Annotated in this window: 15 protein-coding genes; 6 read left to right on the top strand and 9 right to left on the bottom strand. The window is 62.9% G+C overall.

All coding sequences use genetic code 11. The features are described 5' to 3' along the window. Window positions 1-11: 11 nt before the first annotated feature. The 4 genes from APH33_RS07370 to APH33_RS07355 are packed head-to-tail and all read right to left on the bottom strand — an operon-like array spanning window position 12 to window position 3,857. Complete coding sequence (locus tag APH33_RS07370) at window positions 12-959, bottom strand: lysylphosphatidylglycerol synthase domain-containing protein (protein WP_054884503.1); 948 nt, start codon at window positions 957-959, stop codon at window positions 12-14. Continuing rightward, the gene (clsB, locus tag APH33_RS07365; RefSeq protein ID WP_054884502.1) at window positions 959-2,161 is read right to left on the bottom strand and encodes a cardiolipin synthase ClsB; all 1,203 of its coding nucleotides are present in this window, start codon (window positions 2,159-2,161) and stop codon (window positions 959-961) included. Before clsB ends, APH33_RS07370 begins: the two co-directional genes overlap by 1 nt. Beyond that, window positions 2,158-2,943 carry an endonuclease/exonuclease/phosphatase family protein gene (locus tag APH33_RS07360; RefSeq protein ID WP_054884501.1) on the bottom strand — a complete coding sequence of 262 codons (786 nt, stop codon included), beginning with the start codon at window positions 2,941-2,943 and terminating at the stop codon, window positions 2,158-2,160. Before APH33_RS07360 ends, clsB begins: the two co-directional genes overlap by 4 nt. Further along, window positions 2,940-3,857: a DUF72 domain-containing protein gene (locus APH33_RS07355; protein ID WP_054884500.1), complete on the bottom strand. Its 918-nt coding sequence runs from the start codon at window positions 3,855-3,857 to the stop codon at window positions 2,940-2,942. The genes APH33_RS07360 and APH33_RS07355 overlap by 4 nt, the downstream gene beginning before the upstream one ends. Window positions 3,858-4,028: 171 nt before the next feature. On the opposite strand from APH33_RS07355, the gene APH33_RS07350 reads away from it, so the two are divergent. Both APH33_RS07350 and APH33_RS07345 read left to right on the top strand, forming a co-directional pair. After that, window positions 4,029-4,403 (top strand): low affinity iron permease family protein, encoded by a 375-nt coding sequence (locus APH33_RS07350; RefSeq protein ID WP_054884499.1) that lies wholly within the window; start codon window positions 4,029-4,031, stop codon window positions 4,401-4,403. Window positions 4,404-4,425: 22 nt separating this feature from the next. Next, window positions 4,426-4,977 carry an ATP-dependent Clp protease proteolytic subunit gene (locus APH33_RS07345; protein WP_054884498.1) on the top strand — a complete coding sequence of 184 codons (552 nt, stop codon included), beginning with the start codon at window positions 4,426-4,428 and terminating at the stop codon, window positions 4,975-4,977. 12 nt (window positions 4,978-4,989) lie between these two features. On the opposite strand, the gene APH33_RS07340 is transcribed toward APH33_RS07345, so the two are convergent. Both APH33_RS07340 and APH33_RS07335 read right to left on the bottom strand, forming a co-directional pair. Next, window positions 4,990-5,388: an NUDIX hydrolase gene (locus APH33_RS07340; protein ID WP_054884497.1), complete on the bottom strand. Its 399-nt coding sequence runs from the start codon at window positions 5,386-5,388 to the stop codon at window positions 4,990-4,992. 82 nt (window positions 5,389-5,470) lie between these two features. Further along, a complete protein-coding gene (locus tag APH33_RS07335) occupies window positions 5,471-9,235 on the bottom strand; it encodes a CheR family methyltransferase (RefSeq protein ID WP_054884496.1) in 3,765 nt (1,254 codons plus the stop codon). 324 nt (window positions 9,236-9,559) lie between these two features. Between APH33_RS07335 and APH33_RS07330 the strand changes: the two genes are divergently transcribed. Both APH33_RS07330 and APH33_RS07325 read left to right on the top strand, forming a co-directional pair. Further along, a complete protein-coding gene (locus APH33_RS07330) occupies window positions 9,560-9,772 on the top strand; it encodes a general stress protein (RefSeq protein WP_054884495.1) in 213 nt (70 codons plus the stop codon). A 147-nt stretch (window positions 9,773-9,919) separates the two neighbouring features. Continuing rightward, entirely contained in the window at window positions 9,920-10,189 is a 270-nt protein-coding gene (locus APH33_RS07325; protein WP_054884494.1) for a DUF6555 family protein, read from the top strand. A gap of 4 nt (window positions 10,190-10,193) precedes the next feature. Here the strand turns inward: APH33_RS07325 and APH33_RS27175 are convergent, their stop codons facing one another. Both APH33_RS27175 and APH33_RS07320 read right to left on the bottom strand, forming a co-directional pair. Beyond that, entirely contained in the window at window positions 10,194-10,364 is a 171-nt protein-coding gene (locus tag APH33_RS27175; protein WP_156351914.1) for a hypothetical protein, read from the bottom strand. Window positions 10,365-10,515: 151 nt separating this feature from the next. Next, a complete protein-coding gene (locus tag APH33_RS07320) occupies window positions 10,516-11,130 on the bottom strand; it encodes a response regulator transcription factor (protein WP_054884493.1) in 615 nt (204 codons plus the stop codon). A gap of 125 nt (window positions 11,131-11,255) precedes the next feature. Between APH33_RS07320 and APH33_RS07315 the strand changes: the two genes are divergently transcribed. Next, window positions 11,256-12,917 (top strand): hybrid sensor histidine kinase/response regulator, encoded by a 1,662-nt coding sequence (locus APH33_RS07315; RefSeq protein WP_054884492.1) that lies wholly within the window; start codon window positions 11,256-11,258, stop codon window positions 12,915-12,917. Here APH33_RS07315 and APH33_RS07310 read toward each other — a convergent pair. Next, window positions 12,904-13,203, bottom strand: a complete 300-nt coding sequence (locus tag APH33_RS07310; RefSeq protein ID WP_054884491.1) for a hypothetical protein — start codon at window positions 13,201-13,203, stop codon at window positions 12,904-12,906. The two genes, APH33_RS07315 and APH33_RS07310, sit on opposite strands and share 14 nt — an antisense overlap. Before the next feature lie 427 nt (window positions 13,204-13,630). On the opposite strand from APH33_RS07310, the gene APH33_RS07305 reads away from it, so the two are divergent. Then, the gene (locus tag APH33_RS07305) at window positions 13,631-13,945 is read left to right on the top strand and encodes a hypothetical protein (protein WP_099814957.1); all 315 of its coding nucleotides are present in this window, start codon (window positions 13,631-13,633) and stop codon (window positions 13,943-13,945) included. The last annotated feature ends 2 nt before the right edge of the window (window positions 13,946-13,947 follow it).

Raw genomic sequence — 13,947 nt, 5'->3', positions numbered from 1 at the left:
TCCCAGGCCCTCTAGGCCGGTTTGTCGCGCTGGCGCATGGCCTTGGCGCGCTTTTCCAGGATCAGGTAAGTGAGTACGGCTGCCACCAGCGGGATCAGGTAATACAACGTCCGATAGCCCAGCAGCGCCGCCACCAGCGTGCCTTGGCCAAGTTGCCCGTGCAGCAGCGCAAGGAACACCGTCTCGAGCACCCCAAGGCCGGCGGGTATGTGGGCGACCACCCCGGCCACGCAGCTGATAAGCAGGATGCCGAGGATCGATGGGTAGAACGCCTCGCCAGGCAGCAGCCAGAAAATCAGCAAGGCCATCATCGCCCAGTTGCTGGCGCCCAGCGCAACCTGGCACAGGGCCAGACGCAGCGAGGGCAGGGTGACTTCATGCTCACGCCAGCGCCAGGTGCGCTTTTTCGCCAGGCCGCAGGCCAGCAGGTAGCCGATCGCGATCGCCAACAACAGCACGCCGATCAACCGCAGGCCGCCGGCCCCGACCGCCCAGTTGGCCGGCAGCTTGACCAGGCCCAGGGCGAACACGCTACCGGCCAGCAGCATATAGCCCATCCAGTTGGTCAGCAGGCCCAGGGTGAGGATGCGGGTGATGGTTGGCGTATCCAGGCCCAGGCGGCTGTACAGGCGGTACCGCAAGGCCACACCGCCTACCCAGGTGGTGAAGTTGAGGTTGAAGGCATAGCACACGAAGGCTATCGGCAGCACCTGGCGGGCGGGCAACGAGTGGCCGGTGTAGGACCGGGCCAGCAGGTCGTAGCTGGCGAAGATCAGGTAACTGCACAGCGCCAGGGCCAGGCCGATGGCCAGCGTGCTCGGCTTGTAGGCCAGCAGTGAATGGCGCACCTCGTTCCAGTCAAGGTTGCGCGCAAGCACGTACAGCAGCACCGGTATCAGGATCAGGAATGCCACGGTGAACAACCGCTTGCCCCAGATTTGCCAGTTTTCTTGCGCCATCAGGTGTTCCCCTCATGCAGATCGCCTTCGGCCTCGACTTCCGGCTGCAGCGAACGCAGGCGCTGGCGGTGGGCGGGAAACCAGCCAGCGATCCGCGGAAAATGCCGGATAACGTGGAAACACACGAAGATCAACGGTGCCCGCCACCAGTAGCCACGGATCATGCGCTCCAGCGTCACCGGCTTGCATTGCTCGTCTGCCAGTGCCTGCAGGTGTTCGTACAATTGCTGGTTGAATGCCGGGTCGCGGATGAACAGGTTGGCCTCGAGGTTGAAGGAAAGGCTCAGGGGGTCGAGGTTGCTGGAGCCGACCGTGGCCCACTCGTGGTCGACCAGCGCCACTTTGCCGTGCAGTGGTCGCTGGCAGTATTCGCGAATGCGTACGCCGTCGCGCAGCAAGTAGTTGTAGAGCAGGCGCGACAAGGCGCGTACCCAGCGCATGTCGGGCTGGCCCTGAAGGATCAAGGTGACGTCGACCCCACGGCGGGCAGCGTTGCGCAGTTCTCGCATCAGGCGGTAACCCGGGAAGAAATAGGCATTGGCCACCACCACCCGCTGGCGCGCCGAGCGCAGGGCTTGCAGGTAGTGGGCTTCGATGTCGGTGCGGCGCAGGCGGTTGTCGCGTTCCACCAGCACCGCCTTGCTCGAGCCGGTCGGTGCCGTCTGCGGCCGTACCTCGCTGGGCGGCTCCAGCACCGGAGCCATCAGCCTGCGGCTGGCGGCATGCACCTGCGCCACCACCGGCCCGGTCACCTCCACGGCATAGTCCTGCTTGGCCATGGGACCAAAATCGCCCAAGTGGTCAGCGCTGTAGTTGATCCCGCCGATAAAGGCCCGCGCACCATCGATCACCACGATCTTGCGGTGCAGGCGCCGGAACAGGTTGGTGCGCATGCCGGCGACCCTGGGTTGCGGGTCGAAGGCGTGGAAGCTGACACCGGCATCGGTCAGTGCTGCCACGAAGCTGTCAGGCAGGTCGGCGGTACCGTAGCCGTCCACGGCGACCTCTACCCTTACGCCGCGCCGGGCGGCATCGATCAGCACGCCCTGCAATTGCTGGCCGACCTTGTCATCGAAGATGATGAAGGTTTCCAGCAAGATTTCTTCCTGTGCCTGGGCCATTGCCTCGAATACACGGGGGTAATACTGCTCGCCGTTGATCAGCAGTTCGATACGGTTGCCATCGAGCCAAGGTCGGTTCACAGGTTGATCTCCGCAGCCAGTGGAGCATGGTCGGACAGATGCGACCAGGGATACATGGACAGCACTTGAGCCTTGGTCGGCATGGCATTGCGCAGGTAGATGCGGTCCAGGCGCAGTAACGGCAGGCGCGCCGGGAAGCTGCGGGCAGGGCTGCCGAAGTGTTCGCCAAACGCCTCCACCAGGCGCCGGGAGAGCACTGCGTCAGCCTTGAGCCGCCAGTCATTGAAGTCGCCGGCGATGATCACCGGCGCTTGTGCCGGCAGCCGGTCGAGCAACTGCAGCAACAGCTGCACCTGGCTTTGCCGGTGCGCTTCGCGCAGCCCCAGGTGCACGCAGATGGCGTGCACCTGCTCGTGCCCCGGCACCTCCAGGCGGCAATGCAGCAAGCCGCGCTGTTCGTTGCCCTGGATCGACACGTCGAGGTTTTCATGGTGAGTGATCGGGAATTTCGACAGCAGGGCATTGCCATGGTCACCATCCGGGTATACCGCGTTGCGGCCGTAGGCGAATTGCGGCCACATGCTGTCGGCGAGAAATTCATACTGCGGCGTCTCTGGCCACGCAGGGTGGCGCAAGGCGTGCTGCTGATGGCTGCCATGGACTTCCTGGAGAAACACCAGGTCGGCATGGGTGGCGCGCACGGCTTCGCGCAACTCGGGGAGGATGAAGCGGCGGTTGAACAAGGTGAAGCCCTTGTGCACGTTGATGGTCAGCACGTTCAGCCGGTGCACGGCGGTGACCTTGTCGATGATGCAGCGCGGCGAGGGCAGGGTCTTGTTCACAGCGCCACCTCCGGCTCGACGCCTGGCTCGGTGAGCAGGTGGTAATCGAGCTTGAGCTTTTCCAGCAGGCGCCGCGCATCGTAGGGTGCGTGGACTTTCTGATCGTTGTCGAAGTAGCAGTAGACATCGCGCGACGCCCGTTTTGGCGGCGCCTTGGCCACGACCAGTTGCGCATCTTCCACCTGGCCACCTGCGGCCCAGGCCTGGATGCGCTGCTTCCAGCGCTTCAGGGCACGCGCCGTGTAACCACTGCTGTAGAGTTCGACGTCACCGTGCAGGCGCATGTAGACAAAATCGGCGGTCACATCCTCGACATAGGGCCACTTGCCTGCGCTGTCCGCCACGACCAGGGCGACGCGGTGCTTGCGCAGCAGTTTGATGAAGCGCTCGCAGAGAAAGCTCTCATGGCGGATCTCCACGGCGTGGCGCAACCGTGCATTGCCCTTGATCGCCGTGCCACCGTTATCCTTCAGGCGCTCGGCACAGCCTTGCGCGCAGGCGCGAGCAGCCTTGCGATCCTTGGGCAGCAACTCCAAGAAATGGCTGAACCGTGCTTCGTCGAACTTCATGTTGGGCGGGAATTGCCACAGGAACGGCCCCAGTTTGTCCCCCAGCAGCAGCGGGCCGGACGCGTAGAAATTGGCGATAGCCTCTTCGACCTCCTTAAGCCGTCGCACATGGGTGATATAGCGCGGGCCCTTGACCGAAAAAACGAAGTCCTCCGGCGTTTCGTCACGCCAGTTCACATAGCGCTCAGGGGTTTGCAGGCTGTAGAACGAGCCATTGATCTCGATGCTGTTCACGGCTCGCGACGCAAACGCCAGCTCGCTGTCCTGGCGCAGGCCCTTGGGGTAGAAGTCCTTGCGCCAGGGGCCGTAGCGCCATCCGGAAATACCGATGCGGATATCGCTCACGCTGTTGTCCTCATAGCCTGCTCCATTGCACGTCACTTGAATGTGCGACCTGGGCAGCGCGGCAAGGGTTCAGCGCAGATGATCGAAGGCAAGCCGGGCGCCCTGAGTTGAACTTTGCCGGCCTGGGCGATTCCACCGCATAGCAGATATGCAGCACAGGAGTCCGTCGGTATGAAATTCGACCGTTTCTGTCAGGGGCTGGCCAACTGGACCGGTCGGCCGCTGACGTTTGGCATCGCGTTCCTGATGATTCTGGTGTGGGGCATCACCGGGCCACTGTTCCACTTCAACGATACCTGGCAACTGGTGATCAATACCTCGACCACCATCATCACCTTCCTGATGGTGTTTCTGATCCAGAACACCCAGAACCGCGACAATGACGAACTCCATATCAAGATCGACGAATTGCTGCGCACCACCCAGAAGGCGCACATGGCATTGCTCGACCTGGAACACATGGACCCGGCCGAACTGCATGCCTTGCGCAAGCAATACCAACAGATGGCGGAGCGCGACGACGAAGGGCAGAGCCCCAAGGAATGACCTGCCAGAAGCGGAGGCAAGCATGGCCAGACATATCATTCACTTTACCGGACCGATCAACTCATCCACCTGCGGCAACCTGATCAACACCTGCTCGCGTGCCATACAGCAGGGCGCCGACGTGTTGCAGCTGAACATTGCCACCATGGGCGGCGAGTGCAGCTACGGCTTTACCCTGTACAACTACCTGCGCGCCTTGCCGATCAGCGTGCACACCCACAACCTCGGCACCGTCGAGTCCATGGGCAATATCCTGTTTCTGGCGGGCGAACACCGCACGGCGTGCAGCTACAGCAAGTTCCTGTTCCACCCGTTTCACTGGACGCTGCATGGCTCAGTGGATCATTCACGCATGGCCGAGTACGCCATGAGCCTGGATTACGACCTGCGCCTGTATGCGCAGATCGTCGCCGAGCGCACGGAGGGCAGCAGCGAAGTGCTGGATGTACCCCGTTACCTCATGGCCTACCCGCGTATCCTGGGCCCCAGGGAGGCGCTGGAGAGTGGCATGATCCACGCCATCGACGAAATGCCGATTGCCAGCGAGGTCTGCCAGTGGAGTGTGCATGCCTGAAGCCGGGCATGTTCAGCGTACCGACGCGGCGACCGTGCGGTCGCACGCCAGCAGAGAGCGGATCACTGTTTTGATCTCGGCGTTGATGGCCGACATCTGGTCCAGGTGCTGAAAGCAACAGTCGGCGATCTCGTGGTCGGCGGTCGGCTTCGGCGCGTGGGCGAAGTCGGCCTCGAACACATAGTGCATGCGCTCACCGGTTTCAAAGCGCATGAGCAAGGTCAAGGTTTCGGCCTGCAAGCCCGTCTCTTCCCGTAACTCCCGCTCGGCGGCCTGCACCGGTGTCTCTCCCGGCTCGATCTTGCCGCCGGGCAAGGTCCACGGTGCCTTGGGTTTTCTCACCCACAGCCATTTCTGTGATTGCTTGCCATGCCGGCAAATGATGGTGGCGCGGTGTTTGACTGGCTTCATGCAGCCTCCTGCGGCAAATCCCTGGTTCATATGGGTTTGTCCGCAGGCGTGCAATGAACGTTCTGTTTAACTGGCTAACGGTTCAGCAGGGCACCGAGCCGCTGAGCGCCTCGATGGTCTCGACCAGCTCGTCATAGCCCACCGGCTTGTTCAGGTGACGATCGAAGCCGGACTGGCGCGATTTGTACTGGTCGGCACTGGCACCGTAGCCGGTGAGGGCGATCGCTGGCGTATGACGCAGGTGGGCGAGGCCGCGCAAGGCCTTGATCAGTGCGTGACCGTCCATGCCTGGCATGCCGATGTCCGAGATGATGACGTCATAGTCGCCACTGGCTGCGGCCTCCAGCGCCTTCAGCGGATCGCTGTACGCCGCGACCTCGGCGCTTTCCATCTCCAGCAACGCCTGCATCACTTCCAGCACTTCGGGTGAGTCGTCGACCAGCAAGATCGTCGTGCCTTGCAGCCGTCCTTCACTGACAGGCTCTGCAGCGTCTGGACGCAATTGCACACCTGGGTCGCACAACGGCAGGCGTACGGTAAAGGTGCAGCCCTTGCCGAGCCCCGCCGAGCTGGCTTCGACACTGCCGCCATGGGCTTCGGTCAGCTGGCGCACGAGTGAGAGGCCGATGCCGAGGCCTTCACGGCCATGGCTGGCCACCTGCGGCGCCGCCTGGCTGAACAGGTCGAAGATATGCTCCAGATTATCGTGGCTCACGCCCACGCCCTGGTCGATCACCTGCAGGCGTGCCTGTGTCTGGTCGTGGCTCAGCACCAGGCGAATTTCCTTGCCCGCCGGGCTGAACTTGAGCGCGTTGTTCAGCAGGTTCCAGATGATCTGTTCCAGGCGCGTCAAGTCGCCCTCGATCATCAGCGGCTGGGCGTCGGCTGGCATTTCCAAGCGTACCTGGCAAGGGTGCTGTTCGCTCAGCACTACCGCATGGATGCCTCGAACAATGGCGCCGAGGTCCACGGGTTCAGTCTTGAGCTTGAGTTTGCCGGTGCGAATACGCGCCACATCGAGCAGGTCATCGATGATCCGGGCCTGGCTGGACACCGCTTCGCAGATGGTGCCCACGGCCTTGCTGGCGGCGCCGATGCTCTTGATCGACGGCAGCCGGCGAAGGATTTCGGCATTGAGCTGGATCAGGTTGAGCGGGTGTTTGAGTTCATGGGACATCACCGCGAAAAACTCGTCCTTCATGTGGCTGGAAGTCTGCGATTCGGCCAGTTGCTTGCTCAGGCGCTCTTCACCCAGGCGCACGCGCTCTTCGGCGGCGCGGCTCTTGCTGATGTCGATGAAGGTAAGCACGGTGCCGTCGATCTCCTGCTCGCTGGAGCGATACGGCAGCAAGCGTGCCAGGTACCAGTGGTTGTCCTGGGCGCCGATCTCGCGCTCGATGATGGTTTCACCCTTGGCCACGGCGCGGGCGTCATCGGCCAGTGCCGGGTAATCGAGGCGGTGGGTGATGTCCAGCAGCGAGCGGCCGGTGTCCATCGGCAGCATGCTGAACAAGTCGGTGGCGCGCGGGGTGAACCAGCGAATGCGCAGGTTGCGGTCGACGAACACCGTGGCGATGTCGGTCGAGGCGATCAGGTTGCTCAGGTAGTCGTTGACCTTGTCGGTTTCCTCGACCTTGTTCTTGAGCTCGTAGTTGACGGTGAGCAATTCCTCGTTGATCGATTGCAGCTCTTCCTTGCTGGTTTCCAGCTCTTCGCTGGCCGAACGCAGTTCTTCGTTGATGGCCTGCATTTCTTCGTTGGAGGCGGTCAGGGCTTCGCTGGAAACCTCCGACTGTTCGATGGTTTCCTGCAGTTGCTGGCGGGTACGCTGCAGTTCGCGCTCCAGGTTGTTCAGCACCATGCTGTCGGTCTGGCGGATGACCCCTGGCAGCGGCAAGGACGGGTCCGGCGCACGCTCTTCGAACACCACCAGCAGGCACTCGCCGGTGCTGAGTTCGTCCTTGAAGGGCTGCACGGTGATCTCGGCTTGCTGCCTCTGTTCACCTTCGCCAAGGGCGACCGGCCGCGAGGTGACGGCCTCGGTGCCCTGGCGGGCCTGGAACAGGGTAGTGCGCAAGGCCAGGCGCAGGCTCGGCAGCACCAGGTTGAGCAGGTTACGGCTCGGCTCGCCTCCTGCCAGCTGCAGGTAGCGCCCGACGCCGTCGCTCATGTGCAGGATATTGCCGTCGCCGTCGATGATCAGGCTTGGCGGCGTGCGCCGGGCCAGGGCACGCTGGTGCATCTCGGCATAGGACGGCTTGCGTCCGGGCTTGGCCTTGGCCTGAAGGTCCTGGGCGATGCTGGTCATGTTCGCCCCGGGCAGCTGCCGGCCTGAGCGACGGCCGGCCGGGCTGACGTCACGGGCGCGGAAGATGCGGTTGCGCTTGTCTACCGGGGCGAACAGTTCACCGGCTACATCGGCCGATTCTGAGGTGCCGAGGAACAGGTAGCCACCGCTGCGCAGGGCATAGTGGAACATCTGCAGGATATCGTGCTGGACTTCGCGGTCGAGGTAGATCAGCAGGTTGCGGCAGACGATCAGGTCGATCTGCGAGAACGGCGGGTCGGACAGCAGGTTGTGGCGGGCGAACAGCACCTTCTCGCGCACCTCCTTGCGCACCCGGTAATGCTGGTCTTCCTTGACGAAGAACTGGCGTAGCCGGGTGGGTGGCACGTCGGTAACGATCGCCTCGGGATAGGAACCCGCGCGGGCAATACTGATGGCGCGTTCGTCGAGATCGCTGGCGAACACCTGGAGCTTGCGTGCGCGCTGTTCCAGGGCCAGTTGCTCACACACCAGCATGGCCAGGCTGTAAGCCTCTTCGCCGGTGGAGCAGCCCGCTGACCAGATGCGGATCTCGCGGTTGTCCTCGCCTTCGCTGGCCAGTTGCGGCAGCACGTGACGTTCCAGCGATTCAAAAGCCTCGCGGTCGCGGAAGAAATTGGTCACACCGATGAGCATGTCGCCGAGCAAGGCAGTCGCTTCGCTGCCGTGTTGCTCAAGATAGTTCAGGTAACTGCCCAGGTCGGTCTGCCCGGTGACATGCAGGCGGCGCTCGATCCGTCGTAGCACGGTGGCGCGCTTGTAATGCTGGAAGTCATGGCCGGTGGCGGTGCGCAGTTGCAGCAGGATTTCTTCGAGCAATGGCTCGGCGGCCTGGGCATCGCCGGCCCGGGTGCCCAACGGCGGCGGCAGGGTATCGTCTTCGATCTCAGGTAATTTCACCTGCCGCGCCGTACGCCACAGTTCCGTCAGCTTCTGCGGCATCTCGGCAGCCGGCAGCACCAGGTCGACCATACCGGTCTCGATGGCGGCGCGCGGCATGCTGTCGTACTGGGCGTCGTCCGGGGTCTGCGCCAGGGTCACGCCGCCTTGTTCCTTGATCCGCGACAGACCCACCGCGCCGTCGGCACCGGTGCCCGACAACACCACGCAGAAGGCGTGGTCCTTGTGCACGTCGGCCAGATCACGGAAGAACAGGTCGATGGCCACATGGTCGCCGCGTCGGCGGTTGGCCGGGGTGACGCGCAGGTAGCCGTCGTTGGTGGAAAGACGATTGGCCGGCGAAATCACATAGACATGGTTGCGTTCGATCGGCACTGGCTCGGTGACTTGGCGCACCGGCATCGGCGTGGCTTCCTGGATGATCCTGTCGGCCACGCTCTGGTGGTCGGGCGACAGGTGCAACACCACCACAAAGGCTGCACCGCAATCACCGGGCATCTGCTGGAAGAAGGTGCGGATGGCCTCCAGCCCTCCAGCCGACGCACCAATACCGACCACCGGGAAATCCAGGTGGCTTGGGCTCAGCGCGGGGTTTTGCGGCGATGCGGGTTGCTCAGTCATGAAGATGCCTTGTGCAGACCTTGAGGATGGCCCTTTGAAGCATCGCCGGGCAGATGAGCGAGCATTATAGGCAGCTCGTCGGTTCTGCTGCGAGGCTTGCCAGTGGTGGGCCGTTTGCAGTTGTGACCATGCAGTTGTGGCCCTTGAGCAGGAGAAAAATTGCCCGTCCAAAACCCGCCACACGATCATTTGCCGCGGGGGCCTTTGGCGCCACCGGTCAGCCACTTGCAATCCGATTGAGCAGTGCCTGGCATCGCCTGTTCGGAACCTAGGCAGGGCACCGTTTCATTCGCCCAACCCATCCGCATGGCAAGGAGACAGGACATGGCTGGTGATCAACAACGGACCGGACAACGTGGCGGCACAAAGGAGACCAACCCAGGCAACTTCGCCAATGACCGCGAACGTGCCTCCCGGGCTGGCCACAAAGGTGGCCAGGCGTCGGGCGGCAACTTCGCCAACGACCGGCAGCGGGCATCGGAAGCCGGCCGCAAGGGCGGGCAGAACAGCCACGGAGGGGGCCGCCAGCAGCAATGACAAGGGGCTCGCCGAGGCCCGCCGGCATCAGGGTGCCTGGCAAGGACCCTGATGCATCCCTTTGAATTGTTCGACAATCTTTTTGAATCTTTCGCGGACGGCATCACTCAATGAATAGTCATCCATGGAGAAGAGGAGGGCCGCGTGATGCCTAGTCCCCAGCTATACATTATCGATTACCTGCTGCACGGCCAGCCGCGCAGTTTCATTATCCGGCTCGAGAAAATCGATAACGCCGAGGCTTGGCACTGGGCCAGTTGTGATGCAGGGATCGGCATCATCCCGAAGTTCGGCCGGGAGAGGATCAAGAAAGTGAGCCGGCCAATGGCCGAGCGTTACGGCATAACCGCAGTGACCTGGCGGCCGTCAGGCAGCAAGCCCAGCCAGACGGTCAGCGACTCAAGTATGACCAGCTGACCCTTCATGCACCGGATTCGGGGTCGCTCGCAGGCACTCCGGGCCGGTTCTGCTCGTCCTCAGTCAGATCAGGATCGGCGTCCGGGTCAGCTGCCCGGTCGTTGCGTTCTTCTGGGTCCAGTTCGGGCCAATCGTCCTGGGCGCTACCTCCGCCCATTTGCAGTATCTGGTTCATGATGGCGCCCTCGCTTGGCGAAAAAGGCCCACCCGAGGGTGGGCCAAGCACAGGAGTGATGAGCGATGATGATTGACCACCGTTCATGGATTGAGAGTGCCGGGCGCCCCCGCATGATCACTTGCATTGCCATCGGCACCGACCGACGGCATCAGGTTCCGCTGTACTTGACGGCCGCGGCCGTGCGCGAGGTGACATTCAGCGCCTTGAGCAACGATGACACGTGAATACGGACGGTGAACGGCGATATGTCCAGGGCGCGGGCAATTTCCTTGTTGGTCTTGCCTTGGGCGATAAGGCGCAGTACCTCGTGCTGGCGGTGAGTGAGGTGTTCCAGCTCGTTGTCGCTGCCCAGGTTCGGCAACAGGCCTGAAGGGCTGTACTTGACCAGCACCTCGCCGTCCCGGATCGCCAGGATCGCTGCGCCGAGTTCATCAGGGGCGATGCTTTTACCAATGAAGCCATCCACGCCGCTGGCCATGACGTGTTCGATCAGCGCCGGCTCGTCGACCATCGACACGATGATCAGGGTAGTGCGGCGTAACAGCTGGCGCAGTTCGGTCAGGCGGTCGATGCAATCGAGCCCGGGGAAGCGCAGGTCGAGAATCAGCGTGTCTGGCACCTCGCCCTGGCGGGCAAGCGCCAGCACCTGCTGCAGGTCCCCGGCCTCTTCCAGTTGTGCTTGCGGCAATACCCGCTGCACGGTACGGACCATGGCCTCCCTGAACAGCGGATGGTCGTCCGCCACGATGATGCGGCACGTCACGATCTGGCACTCCCTGTGAACGGCGTTGTTGCCACCATGCTAACTTAGCAGCCTGCTGCCGCAAACGCCCGTAAGCGCTGCGCCAGGCAGGCGCCTATGCGGCCCCGTGCACAAGGACGTTTACCATGGACTACAACAAGAACAACGAGCTCGACCAGGCCAACCTGCGTGTCATCGTCGCCAGTTGCGCGCTGGTCTACATTACCGTGCTGGGTTTCCTGCCGGGTGAATCGATCGCCAGCTACCTGCCGGTGATCTACTACATCATCAGTTTCATCCTGCTGTCGATCGGCCTGCGCCAGGCCATCGCCCGCTGGCCTGGGCACTACCCATGGCGTCGGGTGCTGGGCATCGTGCATGACTACACCGGCACCTGCTTCGGCCTGGTGCTGGGCGGCGAAGCGGCGCTGCCGCTGTACGCGGTGATGGTCTGGGTCAACCTCGGCAACGGCATGCGCTTCGGTACCCGCTACCTGGCCATTGCCACGGTACTGGCGCTGACAGCGCTGGTCGCGGTGTACCAGCTCAACCCCTACTGGCAGGCCAACCCGTTCATGGTACTGATGCTGCTCACCACCAGTACGGTCATCCCGCTCTACGCCCACATGCTGCTTGAGCGCACGCGCAAGGCCTCGGAACTGGCGATGGCGGCCACCCAGGAAAAGTCGCGTTTTCTGGCCCAGGCCAGCCATGACTTGCGCCAGCCGATCCACTCCATCGGCCTGTTCACCGCCTGCCTGCGCGAGGCGCCGCTGGCCGAGCAGGAACGGCGCCTGGTGGACAGCATCGACCGCTCGCTGCTCAACGTATCGCAGCTGTTCCGTTCGATCCTGGACCTGTACACGCTGGACAACGGCAGGGTGCAACCGAAGTACGAGGCCTTCGCCCTGCACGAGTTTCTCGCCGAACTGCTGCGGCAGAACGCCGAGGCGGCGCGCTGGGCTGGCGTCGAGATGCGCTTGCGCCCGTGTGCCTACTGGACCCGCGCCGACCGCGGCATGCTCGCGACGATGGTGCAGAACGTGCTGTCCAACAGCTTCAAGTACGCAGCCCAGCGGCCGCTGCTGATCGGCGTGCGGCGTCATGGCCAGGCGCTGGCCATCGTGGTCTATGACCAGGGGCGCGGGATCGATCAGGTGCACCTGGGTCTGGTCTTTGAAGAGTTCTACCGGGTACGTCAGGTGCGTGACAAGGATGTCGAAGGCGTTGGCCTGGGCCTCTCGATCGTCAAGCGCCTGGGGCATTTGATGGGCATGCAGGTTCAGCTGCGTTCGCAGCTGGGGCGCGGTACGGCGGTGAGCCTGCAAGGCTTGCCGCGCCTGGCGGCGCAACCGGTCGCCCGGAGCAGTGAACAGCAGGTGTTGCAAGGCGCCATGTTCGGCGGCCTGAAGGTGTGCCTGGTGGAAGACGATCACAACGTCCTGCGCGCCACCTCGGCGTTGCTGCAGCGCTGGGGCTGCGAAGTTGAAGCGCATGGTTCCCCCTTGGGGCTGGTCAGCGAATGTGACGTGATCGTTGCCGACTACGACCTGGGCCAGGAGGCTACCGGCGTCGATTGCATCGAGCGTTTGCGGGCACAGCGGGGCTGGGAGGTACCGGCGTTGATCATGACCGGGCATGACCTGGAGAAGATCCAGGCGATCGTCCAGGGGCGCAATATCGCGCTCTTGTCCAAGCCGGTGCGCCCGACGGAGTTGCGTGCAGCCCTGCGGGAACTGCGCGAGGTGCCGGCGGCGCCGGGAACGGAGGGCGGCGCCGACGGCAGAGGCAGCATCACTGCAGGATGATTGCCTGGCCTTCCTTCAGGCAGGACGGGGTGGGCTCATACAGGCCCATGCTGCCCACGGCAACGATGGCGCCGCTGGGCATCTGGCAGTTGTACTCGCCTTTTGCGGTGGTGGCGGTGTAGTAGGTGATGGTGCTGTCGCTACGGACGTTGGCGACCTTGCTGACCGGAGTATTGAGGGCGAACTCGGCGCGTTCCTTGAGGGTCTGCTCGGAGGGTTTGATGGTCTGGCAACCGGCGACGGTGAACAGGACGGCGGCGCTCAGCAGGAGCTTGGCGGGTTTCATGAGGGTGGGCTTCCTTGGCGTGGGGGGTGTTGAATGGCCGGACTATAGCGCCGAGGAGCGGGCAGGGCATTAGGGCGGATGTGCGAGGTGGCCATGTGCCTTTATCTGGCGCCTGTACCGGCCTCTTCGCGACTAAAGCCGCTGCCACAGGTGCTATGCAGGTCTCAGGCCTGAGGCGATGTCCCCAGCCAGCCCAGTTCGCTCAGCTCCGCTTGGCCAGCTTGTGCGCCATGAACTGATGCGCAGGCGAAAACAGCCGGTTGTAGGAACTCTGCGGGCCTTTCAATGGTGAGGTTCCTTGACGCCGAATAGAAAAAGGTATTTTAAGCAGTCCAGTCATAAGGTCAGGTTTTTTTGACAGAACTTTCACTTTGAATGGCTTAAATCAGCGCTAACGCAACACGCATATTGAGCAGGGCTGCCCATCATGCACACATCGATGTTTGGTCATCACTTATTGTTTCTGGCGTTGTTCATTGCCTCTGTAGTGAGCTGGCTTTACCTGTGGTTGGTAGGCTTTCTGCATCCTTCGGTGGCAAGCAGCGATTGCCCGGTACTCAAACCGGATGCCTTGACGGTGGTCGGGCTGTTGTTGACCCTGGGCTGCGCGGTGCTGGAATTCTTCAGCCCGTTCGAGGGGGTCACGTTGTTGATCGTGCTGCTGGTGATCGGCCTGATCATGCCCTGGGGCGGCGCATTGGGCGGCCGCTATCACGAGCGCCTGCGCGCACGCAGATCCTGATC

Source organism: Pseudomonas sp. NBRC 111130, from assembly GCF_001320485.1.
In the GTDB taxonomy this organism is placed as follows: Bacteria; Pseudomonadota; Gammaproteobacteria; order Pseudomonadales; family Pseudomonadaceae; genus Aquipseudomonas; species Aquipseudomonas vlassakiae.
Note: the sequence above shows the minus strand (reverse complement) of the source record. Positions and strands in the feature narration are given on the sequence as shown.